Source organism: Comamonas sp. Z3, assembly GCF_008121565.1.
GTDB classification, from domain to species: domain Bacteria; phylum Pseudomonadota; class Gammaproteobacteria; order Burkholderiales; family Burkholderiaceae_C; genus Comamonas; species Comamonas brasiliensis.
Genome location: NZ_VOQU01000006.1, coordinates 314,716 through 328,947, shown reverse-complemented (window position 1 = coordinate 328,947; position 14,232 = coordinate 314,716). Strand labels below are relative to the sequence as shown.

The window sequence follows — 14,232 nt, the reverse complement described above, 5'->3', positions numbered from 1 at the left end:
TGATTCTAGAGGCTGGCGCTTGGCAGCAGGGCTTGCTCAGGCTTTGCCGCCCGCGGCATAGAGCACGGCCCGCGGCGGGCGGCACAGTCCCCAGAAGCGCAGGCCGGTCAGTTCCGCCATGCGCACGCCCATGTCCGTGGGTGCCGAAATCGTGGCCAGGGCGGCGATGCCGACCTTGGCGCATTTGCGCACCAGCTCATGGCTGCCGCGGCTTGACAGCAGTACAAAGCCGGGCTCGCCGAGGCGGCCCGTGCGCGACAGCCGGCCGACCAGCTTGTCCAGCGCATTGTGGCGGCCCACGTCTTCCAGCACGTCCGTGATGTCGCCCGCCAGCGTAGCCCAGCCTGCGGCATGGATGGCGCCGGCCTCGGCATTCAGGATCTGGTGCGGGGCCAGGGCGCCGATCGCCTTGAGCACGGTGGCGGCGTCGACCTGCTCCAGCCAGTCCTGGGGCGGCAGGGCCTCAAACGACAGATCCAGCGCCGCAAAGCTCTCCACTCCGCAGACGCCGCAGCCCGTGCGGCCCGTCATGCTGCGGCGCCTGTCCTTGAGTCGCGCAAAGCAGCGCGAGGCGATGTCGAGCTGCACTTCCATGCCGTCCATGCCTTCGGGCAGGCCGGCCGCGGCGGCAGATATGGCGCGGGCTTCGATGCCGTAGCAGTCTGCAGCGCTGTCGATGATGCCTTCGGTCAGCGCAAAGCCGAGGGCAAAGTCCTCCACATCGGTGGGTGAGCCCATCATCACCGCATGCGAGATGCCGTTGAAGACCAGTGCGATCGGCACCTCGGCCGCCAGCACACGTTCCTGCCGCTCCTGCTGCCCGGCGTTGAAGAAGCGCACGGCACGGGTGTGCAGCGGTGCGATCGGCTGGGCCGGGATGGGGCAGGAGGACTCGGTCATGGGCTGATGATAGTCAGCAGGCGCATCCCTTGCCGGCAAGGGGCGGATGCGCTGCGCTCAGTCCAGCAGCGCCATGCCCTTGATCTGGGCAAACACCGGCATGCCGGTCTGCAGCTGCAAGGCCCGGGCCGAGTGCTGGGTGATTCTGGCCAGCAGCCGCGTGCCGCCCGCCTGCAGCGAGACCATGACCTGGCCCGGCCCGTCCTCGCGCAGGTCCAGCACCTGCACCGGCAGGATATTGAGAATGCTGCTGCCTTCGGGCCTGAGCAGACTGAGGCTGACATCGCGCGCCTGCACGCGCAGCGGCACCGTGCTGCCGGGCTCGCGCGGGCGGGCCATGACGAGTTGCAGCCGGCCTCCGTCAAAGACCAGGGTGCTCAGATGATCGGCGGCGTCATGGTCATGCACCGTGGCATGCACCACGCTGGAGGCCACGTCGCCATGGGCCAGTGGCAGATCGAGGCTGGACAGCAGCTCGGTGACGGAGCCCTGCGCCAGCACCTTGCCCGCACCGAGCAGCACCATGTGCTGGGCCAGGCGTGCGACCTCGTCCATGGAGTGGCTGACGTAGATGACGGGAATCTGCAGATGACGCTGCAGCTGCTCCAGATAGGGCAGGACTTCGGCCTTGCGCTGGGCGTCGAGCGCAGCCAGCGGTTCGTCCATGAGCAGCACTTCGGGGCTGGTGGCCAGCGCTCTTGCAATCGCCACGCGCTGGCGCTCGCCGCCCGAGAGCGTGGCGGGCATGCGCTCCATCAGATGGGCAATGCCCAGAAGTTCGACGGCTCTTTCCCTGGAGACCTTGCGGCGTTCCTGCGGCGTGCGCCTGAGACCGTAATCGATATTGCGCTGCACCGACAGATGCGGGAACAGGCTGGCCTCCTGGAACACATAGCCGAGCGCGCGCTGGTGCGTGGGCAGCCATTGCCGGCCGGCATCGTCCTGCCATACGGTCTGATTGACGGTGACGCGGCCTTGCGCGCGCTCCAGTCCGGCCAGGCTGCGCAGGCAGGTGGTCTTGCCGCAGCCCGAGTGGCCGAACAATGCCGTCACCCCGTGGCCGGGAAGCTGCAGATCCACATCGAGTGCAAAGTCCGGCCGGGTCAGCTTGAGCTGGGCAGTGATGAAGTGGGCAGCGGTCATGCGCGGCGCTCCGCTTTGGGTTGCAACCAGTTCAGGGCCAGCAGCACGATGAAGGAGAACACCACCATGCCGGCTGCCAGCAGATGGGCGTGGCCGTATTCCATGGCTTCCACATGGTCGTAAATCTGTACCGAGACCACGCGCGTGACGCCGGGGATATTGCCGCCCAGCATCAGCACCACGCCGAACTCGCCCACGGTGTGGGCAAAGGTCAGCACGGCAGCGGTGATGAAGCCGGGCCGCGCCAGCGGCAGGGCCACGGTCAGAAAGCGGTCCAGCGGACTGGCGCCCAGGCTGGCCGCCGCCTCCATGGGGCGCGGTCCCAGGGCTTCGAACGCGCGCTGCAGAGGTTGCACGGTGAATGGCATGGAGTAGATCAGCGAGCCCACCACCAGGCCGGCAAAGGTGAACGGCAGATTGCCCAGGCCCATGGCCTGCGTGAGCTTGCCTATGGGCCCGTTGGGGCCCATGGTGACCAGCAGATAGAACCCGATGACGGTGGGCGGCAGCACCAGCGGCAGCGCCACGACTGCACCAATCGGGCCGCGCCAGCGCGAACGGGTATGGGCCAGCCACCAGGCCAGCGGCGTGCACAGCAGCATGAGCAGCACGGTGGTCACGCCCGCAAGCTTGAGCGTGAGCCAGATGGCTGCGTAGTCTTCGGCATTCAGTTGCATGGAATCAAAAACAGGACTTGCGCAAACAAGGGGGCGCAACGGACATTTCCATCGACCCAACGCCCTGACCGACCCGAATTTGCGCAGTCGTAAAAAAAGACCCCTGGAGCGCCCAGCTTAGCCGAGCAGCGCCAAGGGTAGAGCGGAACAGTTTGCGCTAAATCGGCTCTAGGTGGGTCAGCGTCAGAAGCTATAGCCGTAGGAGCGGATGATGTCGTGTGCCTTGGGGCTGCGCAGGTACTTCATCAAAGCCGTGGCGGCCTCGTTGTCCTTGGCGCCGTTGAGCACGATGGCGTCCTGGCGGATGGGTTCATGCATGTTGCCGGGCACCTGCCATGCCGAACCTTCGCGGATCTTGCCATTCTCCATGACCTGGGACAGGGCCACGAAACCCAGTTGCGCATTGCCGGTGGCTGCGAACTGATAGGTCTGGGCAATGTTCTCGCCCATCACCACCTTGGGCTGCACCTGTGCGCTCAGGCCGAGCTTGTTCAGCACTTCCATGGCCGCCGTGCCATAAGGCGCCAGCTTGGGGTTGGCGATCGCGATGTGCTTGTAGTCGCCGGTCTTGAGCACTTCGCCCTTGTCGTCCACATAACCGGCCTTGGGGCTCCACAGCACCAGTGTGCCGATGGCATAGGTAAAGCGCGAATCGGCCACGCCCTTGCCTTCCTTGGCCAGCTTCTCGGGCGTGGTGTCGTCGGCGGCCAGCAGAATGCCGAACGGCGCGCCGTTGTTGATCTGGGCGTAGAACTTGCCGGTGGCGCCAAAAGACAGCTCGGCCTTGTGGCCGGTGTCCTTTTCGAACTCGGTTGCAATCTTCTTCATGGGCGCGGTGAAGTTGGCCGCCACGGCGACCGTCACTTCGGCCGCCTGTGCCTGCGCCGACCACAGGCCCAGCACGGCCGAACTGGTCATGGTCGCGATCACGGCCGCAGAGCGAGCCAGCTGAAAGGAGAAACCGGTGGGGCGGGCAGTGATCTGAGTCATTGAGATTTCGCTATTCATTGTTGGAATAGCGAGTGTAGCGTGAATGAACAACTGAGGTCGAGCGAGGAAATTGGCTGTCAGGGCATGATGGCGGTCTATGTCTGACACAGAAAATCTCGAACAAGAACAACTGGATATGCCCGGCGACGAGGCCAGCCAGGGTGGCGCGCTATCGTCCGATTCGGTCTCCCAGGCGCTGGGCTACGACATGGCCGATCGCCGCATCGCCATCCTGCGTGGCATTGCGCACAGTGGCTCGATCTCCCAGGCCGCACGGGATGTGGGCGTGAGCTACAAGGCGGCCTGGCAGGCCATCGATACCCTGACCAATCTGGCCGGCGTGCCGCTGGTCGAGCGCAGCGTGGGCGGCGCCGGTGGCGGTGGTGCGCAGATCACGCCGGCGGGCGAGGAGCTGCTGCATGCTGCCGAGGCCATGATGCGCCTGCGCAGCGAATTGCTGCAGCGCATGCAGGCCGGCACGCCCGGTGGTGGCCAGCCCAATCTGGGCCTGATGACCAGCATGCGCAATCAGTGGCCCTGCAGCGTGCTCAAGGTCGAGTCCATAGGCGGGCAGATCCGTGTCTGGCTGCGGGCCGCAAGCGATGCGGGCTCGGACTGGACGATTGCCGCGCGCATCACGCCCGAAAGCTATGAGCTGCTGGGTCTGGCACCCGGCGTGCAGGTGCTGGCGCTGTGCAAGGCCACGGCGGTCAAGGTCTGGCTGGGGCAGGAGCGGCCCGCAGCGGCCTCGCAGCCCATCAATATCTGGCCGGCCGTGGTGCAGCGCGCGACCTATGGCGCAGCCACGGTGACCGAAGAAAGCCTGGCCAGCGACGAGGCCATCTGCCGCCTGGGCTGGGGCGCGCAGATCGTGGGCTTTGCGCCGGCCATGAGCGGGCTGGTGGCCAATGACCATGTCTGGCTGGAGGTGGCCGAGTCTGCGGTGGTGGTGGCGGTGGCATCCCACTGAACACGACTTGTGTCCCGTCGGGCCGGCTCTGGTGTCCGCCGATGGGCATGCCTCTTGTGCATGCAGGTCTGTGCAAGAGGGGTAAAAAAGGCCGCCGGTCCTTGCGGACGGGCGGCCCAAAGGGAGTGTTCGGGCAACCGGACTCCCGCATTGAGTCGAAATTCTCTAGTCCACCTTCAACCCGATTTCCTTGATCAGCGGAGCGAAGCGAGCGCGCTCCTTGGCGTGATGGTCCACGAAATCCTGGCGGCTCATGCGAGGCTCGGGCGTCGAGCCCAGGCCTTGCAGCACCTCGATCACGTTCTTCTGCTCCAGGGCCTTGAGCACGGCGGCGCGCACGGCCTCCACCACGGGTGCCGGAGTGCCGGTGGGAGCGTAGATGCCGAACAGCGTGTCGGCATCAAAGCCGGGCAGGCCGCTTTCGGCCAGCGTGGGGACCTTGGGGTACAGAGGAGAGCGCTGCGGGCTGCCGATGGCCAGCAGCTTGAGCTTGCCGGCCTCCACCTGCTTGAGGCCGGGACCCGGATCGAACCAGTACTGCAACTGGCCGCTGAGCACATCGGTCAGGGCCGGGCCGGCACCCTTGTAGGGGATATGGCTGGCATCGACCCTGGCTGCGCGCTTGAACATCTCGCCGGCCAGATGGGGCGAGCTGCCGGGGCCGGGCGAGCCATAGGAGAGCTTGCCGGGGTTGGCCTGCAGGTGCTTGATGAAGTCCTGCACATTGCTCACGGGCAGGCTGGGATTGGTTTCCAGAAACACATGAACGCGTGCCACGGCGGCCACGGGGATCAGGTCTTTTTCGGGATTGAAGGGCAGCTTGCTGTAGATCAGCGGATTGATGCTGATGCCGCCGCCGCTGCTCAGCAGCAGCGTGTAGCCATCCTTGGCCGAGCGCACGGTTTCGCCGATGCCGATATTGCCGTTGGCCCCAGGCTTGTTGTCCACCACCACGGATTGGCCGAGCACCTGGCTCATGGTGGGGGAAATCGCGCGTCCCATCACATCGGCGGCACCGCCGGGGGCGAAGTTCACGATCAGGCGGATGGGGCGATCCGGCCATTTGTCGGAGGCCGAGGCGGTGGTGGCAAAGGCGCCGCAGAGCAGGGCTGGAAGAGCAGCCAGGCCCAGACGGCGCAGGCGATTGATGACAGGCTTTGAGGCCATGGTTTTTTGTCTCCTGTTTGGGTTCTGTTTGTGAGTGTTGCCATGCCCGCTGGGGGCATGGCGAGAAAGCCGTCTTCGCCCCCAGAGAAGGCAAGGCGCAAAGCGGCTCGGGAAAGCGGTCAGGCCACCTCGACTTCCACCACGATGGGGCGTGGATGGGCAATGGCCTGCTCGAGCACCTGAGCCAGTTCGGCGGCGTTCTCGACATGCACACCGTCGCAGCCATGACCCCTGGCCATGGCCACAAAGTCGATATCGGGCAGTTCCGTGCCTTCGACCTTTTCGCCGTCGCGGTAGCCAAACACCTTGGAGAAATCCTGCAGTGCCGCATAGCGGCGGTTCTTGAGGATCACAAAGGTGATGGGCAGGCGCAGATTGGCGGCACTCCACAGGGCCTGAATCGCATACATCGCCGAGCCGTCGCCGATGACGGCGATCACCTTTTTTTCGGGCTTGGCCATGGCCACGCCGACCGCGGCGGGCATGCTGTGGCCCAGGCCGCCGCTGCACATGGTGAAGAAGGTCTCACTGTGGAAGATGGGCAGATGGGTCTGAATCGTGGGGCGCGAACTGGGGGCTTCCTCCACGATGATGCTTTGCGGATCACGCACGCTGGCCAGAGTGTGAATGGCATAGGCCACCGACATGCGTTCGCCGGCCGCAGGGGCTGCGGGAGTGGCCGGTGCGGGCTTGCGCGCCGGGGCGGGGCGCTCGGCGATGCGGGGGCGCTCGAGCAACTCCTGCACGCCCAGGCGGATATTGCCCACGGCCGCCGTGCCCACGGGGGCCCAGGCAGCAATGGCGGGATCGTCAATCAGTTGAAACAGCTCGGAGCCAACGGGGATGAAGGGGCCCGCGCCTTCGACGTGATAGGTGAAGGCGGCTGCGCCCAGCGCAAAAATCTTGTCGTGGCTGCCCAGCAGCTCCACGATGCGCTCGCGCATGGCAGGCAGAAAGCCGGCGAACAGGGGGTGATCCTCGGGGAAGCTGCAGCGCCCGCTCATGGGGGCCACGAAAACGCGGGCCTGATGGCGCTCGGCCAGCGCCACGACCGCATCCCAGGCCTGGCCGCGATCCACGGCAGCACCGACCACAAAGGCCGGGGAGCGGGACGCATCCAGCGCCTCGCCGATGGCGCTCAGCGTCTGCGGATTGGGGCGGGTCTCGAAGCCCACATGGCGCAGCGTGACAGGCTCGCAGGGCTTGTCCCAGTCGTCCGCGGGAATCGAGACGAACACTGGGCCGCGCGGCTCCTGCATGGCGATGTAGTAGGCACGGGCCAGTGCCTGGGGCACGTCCTCGGCGCGGGCCGGCTCGCAACTCCATTTCACATAGGGCTTGGGTAGCTCGGCGGCATCGCGCGAGTGCAGAAACGGGTCGAACTGCAGCAGCGAGCGCGCCTGCTGGCCGGCCGTGATGATCATGGGCGTGCGGTTCTTGAAGGCCGTGAAGATATTGGCCATGGCGTGGCCGACACCGGCGGCGGAGTGCAGATTCACAAAGCTGGCATTGCGCGTGGCCTGGGCATAGCCATCGGCCATGCCCACGACCACGGCCTCCTGCAGGCCCAGCTCATAGGAGAAATCCTCGGGGTAGTCGCGAAACAGCGGCAGCTCTGTCGAGCCGGGGTTGCCAAAGATGCGGGTCATGCCCAGCTCGCGCAGCATGGCGATGACGGCGTGGCGAACGGTGTAGCTATCGGACGGGGTGGCGACTTGAGGCGTGACTTGCACAGTAGGTTTCCTTGATCTGGCCGCTCTTCGTGGGGTGGAGCGCTTCAGGCCTATCTTGCATGGCGGCATAATTTCCAGCAATTGAATAAAGCATCTAAGAGATATTCGTTTTATGGATATATCGGGCCTGGACCTCAATCTGCTGCGTGTTTTCGATGCGGTGTTTCGCCATGGCAGCGTCAGCCGTGCTTCGCAGGAGCTGGGCCTGTCCCAGCCCGCCGCCAGCCAGGCGGTGACGCGGCTGCGCCAGTTGCTGGGCGACCCGCTGTTCGAGCGCATGCATGGCGGCGTGCGCCCCACGCCGCGTGCCGAGCGGCTGGCGCAGGCGGTGAGGACGGCGCTGGCAACCTTGGAAGTGGCTCTGGCGGAGGCGCACACCTTCGACCCCTTGCAGGCGAATCAGTGCTTTCGCATTCACCTCAGCGATATCGGCGAAGCGCGCTTCCTGCCGCCGCTGATGCAGGCCCTGCGCGGGCGGGCACCCCATGTGCAGCTGGAAACCCTGCCCATGCCCATGGGCGAGATTGCCGATGCGCTGGACCGCGGCTCGCTGGATATCGCGATAGGCTTTCTGCCCGGTGTGACGGGCACGCAGCAGAAGGTGCTGCTGTCCGACCACTACGCGCTATTGCTGCGCCGGGGACATCCGGTGCTCAGGGGCCTGAAGTCCCAGAAGCTGGATGCCGAGCATTTGCGCGGTCTCGACTATGTGGCCGTGCGCTCGCACTCCGAGACACTGCGCATTCTGCGCAAGCTCGAGCTGCAGGATCAGGTGCGCCTGTCGGCGGCCCACTTCATGGCCGTGCCCTCCATCGTGCAGCAGACGGATCTGGCCGTCATCATGCCTGCCGAGATTGCCGAAACCTTTGAGGCACAGGGCGGCTATGTGGTGCTGCAGGCCGATCTGCCCGAGAGTGCCTTCGATGTGTCGCTGCACTGGAGCTGGCGCTTTGCCCGGGAGCCCGCAAACCAATGGCTGCGGGAGCTGGTCAGCGAAGTGTTCCGGCAGCGCAGATAGAGTGCCCGGCTCATCAGAAGCCCCCGCGCTTATTCTCGCGCTGGACATTCCGAGGGAGCCGCTTGTGGCCTGGGGACGTCCCGTCAGTCATGAAAAAAGCGCCAGGCTTTTCAGGCTCTGGCGCTTTGCAGGATTGCGATGGCAGCGATTCTTACTGAAGTTCCTTGCCCTTGAGCTCAGGAATCAGAAACACCGTGGCCAGCATGTCCAGCACATAGATGGCGGCCAGCAGCGCAATCGCCACCTGGAAGGAGTAGGCCATGGCCAGCGCACCGATGACGACCGGGCCCAGGCCGCCGACGGCGCGGCCGATGTTGAACAGCACGTTCTGTGCCGTGGCGCGGGCTTCGGTGGGATAGGCTTCGCTGATGACGGCACCATAGCCGCCCATCATGCCGTTGACACACAGGCCCATGATGGCTCCCACCCACAGCATGGCCGTGGCATCGGTGAGCTGGGAATAGGCCAGCACCGAGATCACGGAACCGACCTGGAAGATCAGGAAAGTGGGCTTGCGGCCGATGCGGTCGGCCAGCTGGCCGAAGACCCAGATACCCAGCGACATGCCGATGATGGTGACGGCCGTCCACACCGACGACTTGGTCAGGCTGAAGCCCATCTGCTTGGACAGAAAGCTGGGCATCCAGATCATGATGCCGTAGTAGCCGAAGTTCTGCACCGAGGTCAGCACGATCACGCCCAGGCTGATCTTGCGCGTGGCCTTGTCCTTCATCAGCAGCTTCAGGCATTGCATGGCCGAGGGCTGCTCCTTCTTGCTGCGCGCCACGAACACTTCGGGCTCATGCAGCTTGTTGCGGATGACCCAGGCCACGACAGCGGGAATCACGCCGACCAGAAACATGCCGCGCCAGCCGATGGAAGGAAGCAGCAGCGGGGTCAGCATGGCTGCGCCCAGCACGCCCAGCTGCCAGCCCAGTGCCACATAGGACGAGACGCGTGCGCGATGGCGTGCGGGCCAGGCTTCGGCGGCCAGGGCCATGCCGATGCCGAACTCTCCCCCCAGGCCGATGCCGGCAATGGTGCGGTAGATCAGCAGGTCCCAATAGCCTTGTGCGAAAGCACACAGGCCGGTAAAGACGGCAAACAGCACAATCGTCCAGGTCAGCACACGGATGCGACCGTACTTGTCGCTGAGCATGCCGAAGACGATGCCGCCGAAGACGGCGCCGATCAAGGTCCAGGTCACGAGAGAGCCAGCCTGGCCGGGCGTGAGGTTCAGGTCCTTGGAGATGGCCGAGAGCATGAAGCCCAGAATCAGCAGGTCAAAGCCGTCCATGGCGTAGCCGACGGCCGAGCCCATGAGTGCTTTCCAGCTGTATCCGTTGACTTCTGTTGGAGCGGCGGGCGCGGCTATGCCTGCCACGGCGCCTGTGGTTTGTGTGGTCACGGGAGAGTCCTTGAGCGAAGACGGACTTCGGGTGCCTGCAGGCCGGCTTTTGCAGAAAAAAGCAGGCCTTCGCTGGGCGCAAGACCAGCGCGCGGGCACGCAGCGTGCGTGCGGCATCCTTGAGGTGCAACGGGCACGAAAAAGTCCTTGAAGGGGAGTTTGAGCGGCTGGAGCATGGCGGCGCGATCTGCGCTGATTTCTGCAGGGCAGAAAGGGCAGTGCGGCGCCATGTCGCCTCTGTAAAAAGCGAAAAGCCCCAGCTGCGTGAGCAACTGGGGCCTGGATTTGGTGGTCGTAGCGGGACTCGAACCTGCGACATCAGCATTATGAATGCTGCGCTCTAACCAACTGAGCTATACGACCGACAGCCCGCAATTGTATAGGAAGAAATGGCCTTGGCAGCCAAGCTGGGAATTTTTGTGCGCAGACCGCAGAGAGCGTTGCGGCAAAGAAAAAACCGCAGTGCTTTTGCAAGCACTGCGGTTCCTGTCTGGTGGTCGTAGCGGGACTCGAACCTGCGACATCAGCATTATGAATGCTGCGCTCTAACCAACTGAGCTATACGACCGAAGACAGCGATTATATGCAAAAAATGGCTGCTTCAATCGGTTCTCTGAAATTTCTTGCGAAAAATCTGCGGATTACTGGTGGGTGAAGTTGGCGGGGCGCTTGTTCACGAAGGCGTCCATGCCTTCCTTCTGGTCCTGGGTGGCAAACAGGGCGTGGAACAGGCGGCGCTCAAACATCACGCCGTCGGACAGTCCGCTTTCGAAGGCGCGGTTCACGGACTCCTTGGCTGCCATCACGGCCAGCTGGGAGAAGCCGCTGATGATGATGGCGGCGCCCAGTGTCTCTTCCATGAGCTTGTCAAAAGGCACGACGCGGCTGACCAGGCCGGCACGCTCAGCTTCCGTGGCGTCCATCATGCGGGCCGTCAGTGCCATGTCCATGGCCTTGGCCTTGCCCACGGCACGCGGCAGGCGCTGCGTGCCTCCGGCGCCGGGAATCACGCCCAGCTTGATTTCGGGCTGGCCGAACTTGGCATTGTCGGCGGCGATGATGAAGTCGCACATCATTGCCAACTCGCAGCCACCGCCCAGGGCAAAGCCGCTGACGGCGGCAATCACGGGCTTGCGGATGCTGCGAATGGTTTCCCAGTTGCGCGTGATGTAGTCGCCGCCATAGGCGTCGGCAAAGCTGTACTTGGCCATGGCTCCGATATCGGCACCGGCGGCAAAAGCACGTTCGCTGCCGGTGATGATCATGCAGCCAATGCTTTTGTCGGCATCGAACTTCCTGAGCGCATCGCCCAGTTCGTCCATGAGCTGGTCGTTCAGGGCATTGAGCTGCTTGGGACGGTTCAGCGTGATGATGCCGACTTTTTCCGCTTCCACGCGGACTTCGATGGTTTCGTAGGCCAAGTTTGTCTCCTGCTAAAGAATGAATCGCTGCTGCCAAGAATAACCGCTGAGTCTGGCTGCCGGCTGTCGCGCAGCAGCGCCACCTGGGGGGGCGGTTCAGGCCGCAATGCCCGTCAGCCAGCGCTCTGCGGCGGCCTTGTCGCTGATTTCAAGCCCCAGATTGCTGATGGGGCTGGCGCTATCTGCATCCTCGCTGGCGGCTTTGGCGAGCAGGCCGTCCAGGTTCAGCGTCAGCTGCAGAATCTGCTGGTCGCGTGTCACCCAGGCGGTGAGCTGATCGGCTCCGGCCGCGTAAAGCAACACATCGTCGAGCTTGCTGATGCGCCAGCGCTGGCCATTGACGTCAACGGCCAGCCACTCGTCTGCGGCCATCATGCCGGCCTGTTCGGCCGCACCGCCGCGCAGCACGGTCTTGATCTGCACGCTGTGGTTTTCCTGCACCCGCAGACCCAGCTTCTGGGCCAGTTGTGCAGGCTCGGCCTTGCTTTTGATTCCATGCGTGGCCAGCAGCTCGCGCAGTGGCAGCTCGCCGGTGGAGTGCACCCAGGTCTGCAGCTGTCCGGCAATGTCGGGGTTGCCCACTTCGCTGACCACGGCCAGCACATCGGCTTCGCTGATGGGGCCGCCCGCGCTTTGACGCCACAGGCCGCGCATCACATCGTCCAGGCTGCTCGTGCCATTGGCGCGCAGGGCCAAGTCCAGGCACAGAGCGACCAGCGAGCCCTTGGTGTAGTAGCTGACCGTGTGATTGGCGGTGTTCTCGTCCTGGCGGTAATACTTGACCCAGGCATCGAAGCTGGCCTCGGCCACGGATTGCACCAGGCGGCCCGGTGTCTGCAGCACCTGGTTGATGGTGCGCGTGACGAGCTTGAGGTACTGGCTGTTGTCCAGCAGTCCGGCACGGCGCAGGAACAGATCGTCGTAGTAGCTGGTAAAGCCTTCGAAGAACCACAGCAGCTCGGTGTAGTTCTCCTGCTCGTAGTCGTAGCGGGCCAGTTCGGCCGGGCGCAGGCGCTTGACGTTCCAGGTGTGGAAGTACTCGTGGCTGATCAGGCCCAGCAAGGTGTTATAGCCTTCGCCAGCCTTGGCCTCGCCCTTGCGCGGCAGATCGCGGCGGCCGCAGATCAGCGCCGTGCTGTTGCAGTGCTCGAGGCCGCCATAGTTGTCATCCACCACATTGAGCATGAAGACATAGCGGTCCATGGGCGGCTGGCTGCCGTCGGCATGCCAGAAGGCGATCTCGGCTTCGCAGATCTTTTTCGTATCGGCCAGCAGGCGCTCGCCATCAAAGCTGGGCGCGGCACCGGCGACGACAAATTCATGGGGCACGCCGCCGGCCTCAAAGCTGCCGCGCCAGAACCGGCCCATTTCGACGGGGCAGTCCACCAGCTCGTCATAGTGGGCGGCCTGGTAGAGGCCGAAGCCGTTGGCGTCGACCTGTGCCGGCTTCAGGCCGGTGGCCGCCTGCCAGTCCTCGGTGGCGGGGCTGCCAAGCAGCTCCAGCGCATGGGGGTGCTCTTCCTGCCCATGCACGCGCAGGCACAGGCTGGTGCCGTTGAAAAAACCGCGGCGGCGATCCAGCCAGGCCGTGCGCACCGAGGTGTCATAGGCGCAAACTTGATAGCTGACAACGCACGCTGCATCTGCATTGCAGACAATTTTCCACTGATTTTTGCTGAGTTGCAGAACGGCCACGGGCTGGTCGTTCTGCACGGCTCTCAAGCCTTGCAGGTTCTTGGAGAACTCGCGCACCAGATAGCTGCCAGGAATCCACACCGGCAGCGACAGCAACTGCTGCGCGGCGGGCCGGGCGATATGCAGCTGCACATCGAAAAGATGGGCGTCCACCGCGTTGGCCTGCACGACGAAGCGGATGTCGGGGCGAATGCCGGATGTGTTGGGGACAGAGGTCATGGCAGCTCCAGAAATGCGGGCCGGAGCATGCGAACCTAGCGCAGCGCGCCTGAAACTGCATCAGGTGCGCGCTGCTCCGGCAAAGAGACAGAGATTACTTGGCGGCGGCCAGGTGCTTTTCGACCTCGGCTGCCGAGATGGCGCCGGGCACACGCACATTGTTGGAGAAGATCACGGTGGGGGTGCCGGTGATCTTGTACTTGCGGCCGAAAGCCAGATTGCGCTGGATGGCGGCAGGGTCGCACTGGGCGGCAGCCGCATTCTTGCTGTTCAGCATCTGATCCTGCCAGGCCTTGGCCTGATCCTTGGCGCACCAGATATTGCGCGACTTCTCGGCCGAGTCCGGGCTCAGGATGGGGTAGAGGAAGAGGTAGATGGTGACGTTGTCCACGCTCTGCAGGTCTTTTTCGAAGCGCTTGCAGTAGCCACAGTTCGGGTCTTCAAACACGGCCATCTTGCGCTCGCCCTTGCCATGCACGATGGTGATGGCGTCCTTGATGGGCAGCTGTTTGAAGTCCACGGCCGTGAGCTGGGTCATGCGGTCTTCGGTCAGGTTGCGGCGCGCCTTGGTGTCGATCAGCTCGCCCTGAATCAGATAGTTGCCCTTGGCATCGGTGTAGAAGATGTCCGTGCCCACGCGTACCTCGTACAGGCCGCTCATGGGGGTGGAGCGCACCTCGTCGATTTTCTCGAGCTGGGGAATGCGCTCGGTCAGCGTCTTCTTGAGGTTGGCGTCCTGGGCGTGCACGCTCAGGCCGAAGGTCAGGCTGGCGGTGGCCAGCAGGAAGGCAACAAGTTTCATGGATGGTGTCTTGGCTGCAGCAGGCTGCAGCGTGAAAGGATAGAAGTCGGCTGCCATCCACGGTACATGGATGGCAGGTCTGTTGCTTG

Annotated in this window: 12 protein-coding genes and 2 tRNA genes; 2 read left to right on the top strand and 12 right to left on the bottom strand. The window is 64.2% G+C overall.

The window, feature by feature from the left end; genetic code table 11:
* Positions 1 to 36 precede the first annotated feature (36 nt).
* The 4 genes from fdhD to modA all read right to left on the bottom strand — a co-directional run bounded on the left by fdhD (position 37) and on the right by modA (position 3,710).
* Positions 37 to 900, bottom strand: a complete 864-nt coding sequence (gene fdhD / locus FSY59_RS19065) for a formate dehydrogenase accessory sulfurtransferase FdhD (protein WP_043375129.1) — start codon at positions 898 to 900, stop codon at positions 37 to 39.
* Between the two features lie 57 nt (positions 901 to 957).
* The gene (modC, locus tag FSY59_RS19060) at positions 958 to 2,043 is read right to left on the bottom strand and encodes a molybdenum ABC transporter ATP-binding protein (RefSeq protein ID WP_148729079.1); all 1,086 of its coding nucleotides are present in this window, start codon (positions 2,041 to 2,043) and stop codon (positions 958 to 960) included.
* On the bottom strand, positions 2,040 to 2,720 hold the full coding sequence (gene modB / locus FSY59_RS19055) for a molybdate ABC transporter permease subunit (protein ID WP_003051416.1): 681 nt from the start codon (positions 2,718 to 2,720) through the stop codon (positions 2,040 to 2,042). The genes modC and modB overlap by 4 nt, the downstream gene beginning before the upstream one ends.
* 183 nt (positions 2,721 to 2,903) lie before the next feature.
* Positions 2,904 to 3,710 carry a molybdate ABC transporter substrate-binding protein gene (gene modA / locus FSY59_RS19050; protein WP_019043002.1) on the bottom strand — a complete coding sequence of 269 codons (807 nt, stop codon included), beginning with the start codon at positions 3,708 to 3,710 and terminating at the stop codon, positions 2,904 to 2,906.
* 97 nt (positions 3,711 to 3,807) lie between these two features.
* Here modA and FSY59_RS19045 point away from each other — a divergent pair, with 97 nt between their 5' ends.
* Positions 3,808 to 4,680, top strand: a complete 873-nt coding sequence (locus tag FSY59_RS19045; RefSeq protein WP_043375126.1) for a TOBE domain-containing protein — start codon at positions 3,808 to 3,810, stop codon at positions 4,678 to 4,680.
* Between the two features lie 165 nt (positions 4,681 to 4,845).
* On the opposite strand, the gene FSY59_RS19040 is transcribed toward FSY59_RS19045, so the two are convergent.
* Both FSY59_RS19040 and mdlC read right to left on the bottom strand, forming a co-directional pair.
* Positions 4,846 to 5,847: a tripartite tricarboxylate transporter substrate binding protein gene (locus tag FSY59_RS19040; RefSeq protein WP_148729078.1), complete on the bottom strand. Its 1,002-nt coding sequence runs from the start codon at positions 5,845 to 5,847 to the stop codon at positions 4,846 to 4,848.
* Positions 5,848 to 5,966: 119 nt separating this feature from the next.
* Entirely contained in the window at positions 5,967 to 7,580 is a 1,614-nt protein-coding gene (mdlC, locus tag FSY59_RS19035) for a benzoylformate decarboxylase (protein WP_148729077.1), read from the bottom strand.
* Between the two features lie 112 nt (positions 7,581 to 7,692).
* Between mdlC and FSY59_RS19030 the strand changes: the two genes are divergently transcribed.
* A complete protein-coding gene (locus FSY59_RS19030; RefSeq protein ID WP_003051432.1) occupies positions 7,693 to 8,598 on the top strand; it encodes a LysR family transcriptional regulator in 906 nt (301 codons plus the stop codon).
* Positions 8,599 to 8,749: 151 nt separating this feature from the next.
* Here the strand turns inward: FSY59_RS19030 and FSY59_RS19025 are convergent, their stop codons facing one another.
* The 6 genes from FSY59_RS19025 to FSY59_RS19000 all read right to left on the bottom strand — a co-directional run bounded on the left by FSY59_RS19025 (position 8,750) and on the right by FSY59_RS19000 (position 14,143).
* Positions 8,750 to 9,919 carry an MFS transporter gene (locus tag FSY59_RS19025; protein WP_003051435.1) on the bottom strand — a complete coding sequence of 390 codons (1,170 nt, stop codon included), beginning with the start codon at positions 9,917 to 9,919 and terminating at the stop codon, positions 8,750 to 8,752.
* 373 nt (positions 9,920 to 10,292) lie between these two features.
* Positions 10,293 to 10,369 (bottom strand) — tRNA-Met (locus FSY59_RS19020).
* 128 nt (positions 10,370 to 10,497) lie between these two features.
* Positions 10,498 to 10,574: transfer RNA gene (locus FSY59_RS19015), tRNA-Met, on the bottom strand.
* Between the two features lie 73 nt (positions 10,575 to 10,647).
* Positions 10,648 to 11,427 (bottom strand): enoyl-CoA hydratase, encoded by a 780-nt coding sequence (locus FSY59_RS19010; RefSeq protein WP_003051437.1) that lies wholly within the window; start codon positions 11,425 to 11,427, stop codon positions 10,648 to 10,650.
* 96 nt (positions 11,428 to 11,523) lie between these two features.
* A complete protein-coding gene (locus FSY59_RS19005; protein WP_148729076.1) occupies positions 11,524 to 13,341 on the bottom strand; it encodes a M61 family metallopeptidase in 1,818 nt (605 codons plus the stop codon).
* Positions 13,342 to 13,435: 94 nt separating this feature from the next.
* Positions 13,436 to 14,143, bottom strand: a complete 708-nt coding sequence (locus FSY59_RS19000) for a DsbC family protein (RefSeq protein WP_029158499.1) — start codon at positions 14,141 to 14,143, stop codon at positions 13,436 to 13,438.
* Between the last annotated feature and the right edge of the window lie 89 nt (positions 14,144 to 14,232).